Source organism: Desmospora profundinema (assembly GCF_031454155.1).
Lineage (GTDB): Bacteria > Bacillota > Bacilli > Thermoactinomycetales > DSM-45169 > Desmospora > Desmospora profundinema.
The window spans coordinates 145,778-152,226 of the sequence record NZ_JAVDQG010000009.1 but is presented as its reverse complement, the minus strand read 5'-3'; the positions used below and the strand labels follow the sequence as shown (position 1 = coordinate 152,226).

At 47.7% G+C, this 6,449-nt stretch carries 8 protein-coding genes and 1 pseudogene; 5 read left to right on the top strand and 4 right to left on the bottom strand.

The features are described from left to right. Nucleotides 1-680 precede the first annotated feature (680 nt). Both JOE21_RS16800 and JOE21_RS17870 read left to right on the top strand, forming a co-directional pair. Nucleotides 681-1,450 (top strand): annotated as a pseudogene (locus tag JOE21_RS16800) (IS5 family transposase); the annotation flags it as partial. Beyond that, nucleotides 1,447-1,758 (top strand): DUF2599 domain-containing protein, encoded by a 312-nt coding sequence (locus tag JOE21_RS17870; protein WP_374709405.1) that lies wholly within the window; start codon nucleotides 1,447-1,449, stop codon nucleotides 1,756-1,758. The pseudogene JOE21_RS16800 and the gene JOE21_RS17870, both read left to right, overlap by 4 nt. A 130-nt stretch (nucleotides 1,759-1,888) precedes the next feature. On the opposite strand, the gene JOE21_RS16795 is transcribed toward JOE21_RS17870, so the two are convergent. The 4 genes from JOE21_RS16795 to JOE21_RS16780 form a co-directional block, all read right to left on the bottom strand. Next, a complete protein-coding gene (locus tag JOE21_RS16795; RefSeq protein ID WP_309868518.1) occupies nucleotides 1,889-2,332 on the bottom strand; it encodes an NUDIX hydrolase in 444 nt (147 codons plus the stop codon). Continuing rightward, nucleotides 2,329-2,814, bottom strand: coding sequence for a PaaI family thioesterase (locus JOE21_RS16790; RefSeq protein WP_309868517.1), 486 nt, complete (start codon nucleotides 2,812-2,814; stop codon nucleotides 2,329-2,331). The genes JOE21_RS16795 and JOE21_RS16790 overlap by 4 nt, the downstream gene beginning before the upstream one ends. 269 nt (nucleotides 2,815-3,083) lie before the next feature. Next, complete coding sequence (locus tag JOE21_RS16785; RefSeq protein WP_309868516.1) at nucleotides 3,084-3,206, bottom strand: hypothetical protein; 123 nt, start codon at nucleotides 3,204-3,206, stop codon at nucleotides 3,084-3,086. A gap of 107 nt (nucleotides 3,207-3,313) precedes the next feature. Then, complete coding sequence (locus JOE21_RS16780; RefSeq protein ID WP_309868515.1) at nucleotides 3,314-3,964, bottom strand: class I SAM-dependent methyltransferase; 651 nt, start codon at nucleotides 3,962-3,964, stop codon at nucleotides 3,314-3,316. A gap of 381 nt (nucleotides 3,965-4,345) precedes the next feature. On the opposite strand from JOE21_RS16780, the gene JOE21_RS16775 reads away from it, so the two are divergent. The 3 genes from JOE21_RS16775 to JOE21_RS16770 all read left to right on the top strand — a co-directional run bounded on the left by JOE21_RS16775 (nucleotide 4,346) and on the right by JOE21_RS16770 (nucleotide 6,432). Further along, nucleotides 4,346-4,546 carry a transposase gene (locus JOE21_RS16775; protein ID WP_309868514.1) on the top strand — a complete coding sequence of 67 codons (201 nt, stop codon included), beginning with the start codon at nucleotides 4,346-4,348 and terminating at the stop codon, nucleotides 4,544-4,546. A gap of 6 nt (nucleotides 4,547-4,552) precedes the next feature. Further along, nucleotides 4,553-4,771: a zinc ribbon domain-containing protein gene (locus JOE21_RS17865; protein ID WP_374709404.1), complete on the top strand. Its 219-nt coding sequence runs from the start codon at nucleotides 4,553-4,555 to the stop codon at nucleotides 4,769-4,771. A gap of 137 nt (nucleotides 4,772-4,908) precedes the next feature. Next, entirely contained in the window at nucleotides 4,909-6,432 is a 1,524-nt protein-coding gene (locus tag JOE21_RS16770) for an MDR family MFS transporter (RefSeq protein WP_309868513.1), read from the top strand. Nucleotides 6,433-6,449 lie beyond the last annotated feature (17 nt).

The following is a 6,449-nucleotide window of genomic DNA, read 5'->3' as shown; positions in this document are numbered from 1 at the left end:
TTCGATATGACTCTTATGTACATATGTATAAAGCTTTCTGTTTTCTAGCACTCATCCTCTGGTCCGTTAATCGAATTTTGAAATAGGTTCTAGTAATTGCTCTATTCATCGTAGCTAAAGGACTCAAACAAAAGAAGAAAAAAACACACACCTTTAAAAAAGGGTGGATAATAAATTGTTTTTACCTTACATTAAATTTGAATAAGTGATAAGATGTTTATTGGGCACATGACGTATTGTCCATAAAAGAAGTAGCTAAATACAAGGTGGAGGATTGATTAACTATGAGTGCGGACCAAATTGCAGACTTCGTATACTTAAGACCCGCATTTTATTTAATTGCATTTCTGTCGTTATTAAATTTGTGCTATCTTTTATTCTTTTATAAAAGATGGAGGAGCGACTCTTACATATTGATAAACTCCCTTTTTATCTTTTTAATAACTTGTGTTTTGTTCTTTCAGAGTGGAGTTATTGTCGATGAAATAGGATCGTCTGGAGATCCTGTATACTTTTATTTGACTGTGTCTATATTTATCATTTCCATTATCAGTTCTATAGTATACTTCAGAAAAAAATAGATATAAAGGGATGCGACCGAATGCCTAGAACCTATTTCAAAATAATTAGATAGATGTTATGGTGAGGGTATGGGTACACGACATGATTTAACGCCAGAACAGTGGGATCGGATCAAGCCCCTTCTGCCGCCTCGTAAACAAGGCCGCGGACGACCACGGGCAGATGACCGGAAAACCATCAACGGGATCTTGTACGTGTTAAAAACAGGCTGTACGTGGTCAGACATGCCTTCACATTACGGCTCCCCGGTTACCTGTTGGCGCCGCTTAAACCAGTGGTCGGAAGACGGAACTTGGGAGCAGATTTGGCAAGCGCTCCTGCAACAAATGGATGAACAACAAAAACTGGATTGGACCAAAGCCTTTTTGGACGGAAGCTTTGTCCCTGCGAAAAAAGGGGAGAGAAAATAGGAAAAACCAAGGTTGGTAAGGGATCAAAGGTGATGCTGGTATCCGAAGGAAACGGCTTTCCCATTGGCATCCATATCACCTGTGCACAACCCCATGAAATCACGCTGGCAAGACAAACACTGGAATCGATCCGCGTTCCACAAAAGCGCGGTCGACCCCGGAATCGTCCCCAAGAATTGGTTGCAGACAAAGCCTATGACAGCTATGACTTTCGCCAATATTTACGGAAACGGGGAATCAAACCCTCCATTCCACAGAGAAAGGGTCGAAAGGTGAAAAGAGGTCGTCCAGTTTCAGTTGGAGCGGCTTATGGTGAACGTTGGAAAATCGAACGTTGTTTTGCATGGATGGATCACTTTCGCCGTTTATTGGTTCGATATGACTCTTATGTACATATGTACAAGGCTTTCTGCTTTGTCGCACTCATTCTCTGGTCCATTAATCGAATTTTCAAATAGGTTCTAGTACGTACTTCAAGAGTGTAAAATGGATAAAAAGAGGGAAAGTAGTTTCATTAAGCATTAGACCAAAGGCTATTCTGTTTGACGCTCCAAATGGAAATGTGGCATTGTATCATGCAGCAAAATCATTTGAGATTCTTAAGAAGAACTATTCTAAAGATAAGAGATGGAAAAATACTAAATCAATGCGTGTTCAGTATGATTGCCATGTTCTTTCAAGAGGAATAAAACAGCCTTGGAATCTTGAACCACATCGAACTGAAACTAGGTTGCCAGTAGTCATAGCCAAAGGATGTAATCCCTAATCTGCATTATCCCGCCTAAACATCGACTGCACGTGACCGATTACAAACCGACCGGCAGATCTCCCTGGAAGTTGTCCTCGAAGCGGAAGACCGTATACAAAAAGGACCGTCCTGTTGGACGGCCTTTTTTTTATTCCATATAGATCCGGTATGCACGGCGTATCTCTTCTTTCATCCACTCGGGGTAGGAAGACTGGTTTAATTCGGACACTCGGGTCCAATGGTAACTTTCATGCTCGGCACTCAACTTGATTTGTCCCATCGGCTGGTGACAGGCAAACTTGATGATAATCAGATGTTTTTCATCCTGAATATCATCGTAGATATAAGCCGGTCCAATCACTTTCATGTGAAGTCCGGTCTCTTCCAGCACTTCCCGGTATAACGCATCCATCAACGGCTCCGAGGGCTCCAGCCCCCCACCCGGAAAATCCCAGCCATGGCTGTCCCGGGCACTGCGCTCCGCGGGGGATTTGCGCAATACCAACACCCGGTCCCCGTCAAAAACGATCGCTTTGGCAGCAATCTTATAAGGCTGTTTCATTTCCCATCCTCTCCAATGTCCGTCGTTCACACATTTTCCTCCTGCCGGAAAAATGTGCTGGCCGCTCGGGCGATCAGCTTGCCCGTTTCCTCTTTCACTTTAGTCTCCAGAACCACGATTGTGCGTCCCCGTTTAATCACTTCGGTCTCCGCCGTCAGCCAGCCGCGGACAGCCGGTTTCAAAAAGCTGACGTTCAGATCCAGCGTAACAGACCGCCGCTGTTCCCCCATCTCCTGAAAGACGGTGGATCCCATCGCAGTATCGATGAAAGTGGCGGTAATTCCGCCATGAAGAATCTGATACCGATTTTTGAGCTCATCGGTTACCAGCATCCGATGGATATAGACTCCCTTTTGGGGATCGAATCCATGGGATTGGAAATTCATCATTTCTTCGATATACGCCAGGGGGCTAACCCGGGTGCGCTTCAATGCCTGTACCTGTTTGTAAATCGTCTCCAGCTCCCGTTCGTCCAGGTCCCGCAGTTCCTTGTACAATCCGTCCAAAGTCATCTCTTTCCACTCCAAATTCTTTTGTCTGTGTCTCCGTACGTTGCCGTCGGCAACCTCAATCCTATGATACACCATCCTACTGGGAAAGACACCTCACCCCTTGCACCGAAGGCCGGTCGGCTTGGTTTTCCATCTCCGCTCCAATGAGCAAGTCGCTTCGCCGAAAATCCAAGTCTCCCTCCAAGCAGACCCTAATTAACATGGATACATTGACACAGAAGAAGACCCCGGCCATATCGACCGGGGTATGTGCTTTTGACCGTACTCCATCACCAGCCGCCGGAAACACCGATCCCTTCTTCGTAAGCGCTTTCAAATTCAGCGTCCAGCATGGACTTCGTTTCCCGACAAGCTCGCAATTCCTCCAAGCTCTCTTTCAACGATGCTTTCATATTGGTTCCCCCGCCTCTTTTGAACCATTGGGAAAACCCATTCGACAGATTTGTCCCGCCCTCTTTGTCCGAAAGCGAAAACCCCCTTCGGGGATTCGAGACGGGGTTTATTTGTCAGCTGCCATCAGCCACACATATCGATTCATCTGTTCAAAACGGACTTTCCATCCCGTTTCCAGAAACAACTGCTTCATCGAATCCAAGAGGGGATAAAATTCGCGCTCCAGATCTTCTGCCAATTGCCTAAATCCTCGTTCCTTCGCTTCCTTTTGCATTTGGTGTCTGACCGATTCATCTTTGAACATGGTATCGGCAAATACCAGCTTCCCACCGGGTTTCACGGTCTTATAAAGGAGTGCCAGTGCTTCTTTTTTCTCCCGGTCTGTCAAATGGTGAAACGCATACGTGCTGGCTACACCATCCATCGACCCGTCAGGTACCGGAATGTGTAAAAAATCCCCCTCATGCAGGGTCAAATCCGGCAACTTGCCTAAAGCACGTGCCCTCATCTGTTTCGACGGCTCCACTCCCACCACATGGAACCCCGCCTCCAGCAAGAGTCGACTTAAATTGCCGGTACCCACTCCGATCTCTAACACATAGGATCCGGGAGGAAGGCTTAGTTCCTGGACAACTCCTTCCAATATCTTTCCATATCCTTGGAACACTTCCTGATATTCGGGATTGGAACCGGCAACCGTCCGGTCATAATCATCAGCCCATTGATCAAACAAATCATTAAACCGTGCCCGGCTCATGTTGTCACCTTGCCTTTTATAATTATTCCTATATGAATAGTTTATTTAATCGCCACCAGAATGGATACTCCTAATTTTTGCAAGTTATAACTTACTATTCGCAACGCGAAGAATTTAGGGAATGCGAGCGGGAATCCTCCCCATTTTAATGGGGTAGATGAAAGCGAGCGTCGGACGAAGGAGGTCATCCCCTCGCAAGTCCGACAATCCGATCAGACTATTATGTTAAAGAAAAATCGCTTGACACACGGGCGAATTATCATTATTTTCGCTATACTAATGAGGAAAGAGAACATCAAGCATGCGAGAACCTGTGTCTATCACGTCCATTATCCTATCGTTTGGTCCATCAAATACCGCAGAAAAGTACTGGATGAATAAATGGAATCCTATTTGAGAAATTGTCGAAGAGAACTTCTTGCCCGAATGCATGAGAAAATCGCCAACCAGCGGAAGGATTACGCCCATCGGATCAGTCATCAGCTGGTGAAGCGATACGATTGTATCGCCTTTGAAGATCTAAATGTACAAGGGATGGTCAAGAATCATCACCTGGCGAAAAGTATCAATGATGCAGGATAGAGGCAACTGGTCCAATACACGACTTACAAGGCTGAAAGTGCCGGTAAGCGTGTAGTCCTGGTCAACCCCCATCACACCAGTCAACGATGCTCAAGCTGTGGTGAGATCGTCAAAAAAACATTGGCTGAACGGGTCCATCGTTGCCCCTTTTGTGGCTATGAACAGGATCGGGATATCAATGCGGCCATTAACATTCTACAACTCGCTAAACAAGAAGCTTCTTAAAACTTAACCAGGCTAGGAACTGGCCTTCGTGGAGAGTACGGCAGAAGTCGGCTCGATGAAACGAGAAGCTCGCCATTTCAATGGCGAGAGGTTCACGATACGATAGAGTTGATTTGTTCTCAAAGGAGATCCGGTTTATGACTTTAACAGAGACTCGACGAAACATCATCACAGCTGCCCTGATGGTTGCCATGTTTATCGCCGCTGTGGAAGTCACCATCGTCACTGCCGCCATGCCGACAGTGGTCGGCTCATTGGGGGGCATCTCCCTGTATAGTTGGGTGTTTTCCGCTTATATGTTGGCCAATACACTGACGGTTCCCATCTATGGAAAACTGGCGGACATCCACGGAAGAAAAAAGGTATTTATCACCGCAATCCTTCTTTTTGTCGGTGGATCAGCCCTGTGCGGCCTGGCCCAATCCATGGAACAATTAGTTTTATTTCGGGTGATTCAGGGTTTGGGGGCGGGCGGGGTACTCCCGATTGCCGTCACCATCGTCGGTGACTTGTTTCCTTTTGAACAGCGGGCCCGGGTGCAGGGTTGGTTTTCTTCCATGTGGGGATTGGCCGCCATCGTGGGACCGTTCATCGGTGGATTTACTGTAGAAAATTTTTCTTGGAGATGGGTTTTTTGGTTTAATCTTCCCCTCGGCCTGTTGATTGTCTGGGTTATTTTTCGCTTTTTGAATGAAAAGCAGGAAAGGGAGCAAAAATCAATCGATTACACCGGAGCCGCCCTGTTTGTACTGGCCGTTTTGGGGCTGTTGACCGCTACTCAAGTCGTGGGTCATCAGGGTCCGTCCCATCCGGCAGCATGGATCTTATTTGCGGTCGGCACCGCCATGCTGCTATTGTTCTACCGCTGGGAACATCAGGTGGAGAATCCGTTTATCCCGTTGACCCTGTTCCGCCATCCGATCATCGCTTCCAGTAACTTGACTGCTTTTTTGACAGGGATGGGAATGTTCGGGGTAATCGGCTTCATTCCCCTGTTTGTTCAGGGGGTGCTGGGCCATTCCCCTACACTGGCTGGATTGGCGATCACCCCTCAGGTGTTGGGGTGGAGCAGTGCATCCGTTCTCGCTGGACGCTGGCTTCTAAAGCACGGCTACCGTCCACCGATCTTAACCGGTGTCATCCTGATCTCCTTGGCCGCATCCGCGATCGCTTTCATGAACCAGCAAACTCCATATATATGGATATTGGTCTGCATGTTTGTACTCGGTTTCGGTTTGGGACTGTCGATGACTTCCTGCATCGTCGCGGTCCAAAACGCCGTCAACGGAAGCGAGCGGGGCGCCGCCACTTCTTCGCAGATGTTTTCCCGTTCCATGGGCGGAGCTTTTGGTATGACCTTGCTAGGAACGGTGATGAGTTTTCAATTGAAGGACCAAATGGAAGACTACATTGCCCAAAACCAGGCCGATCTCAGTGCTGAAGCCATCCAGCAGCTCCGGGAAGCACAAGGAGTGACCACTCCTGAAGGCTTGGCCGCCTTGCCCGGACCCTTGGCGGAACAGATCCATCATTTCCTTTCCCAAGCACTGGACGCGACGTTTCTTACCGCAGCCATTATCAGTGTGATCGCCTTACTGTCCGCCTTTCTCCTCGTCCCCAAAGGAAGTGCCCGTTCCCTGTCCGCACACGAGGAGGCTTGAGCCTCTTCGTATGGGTT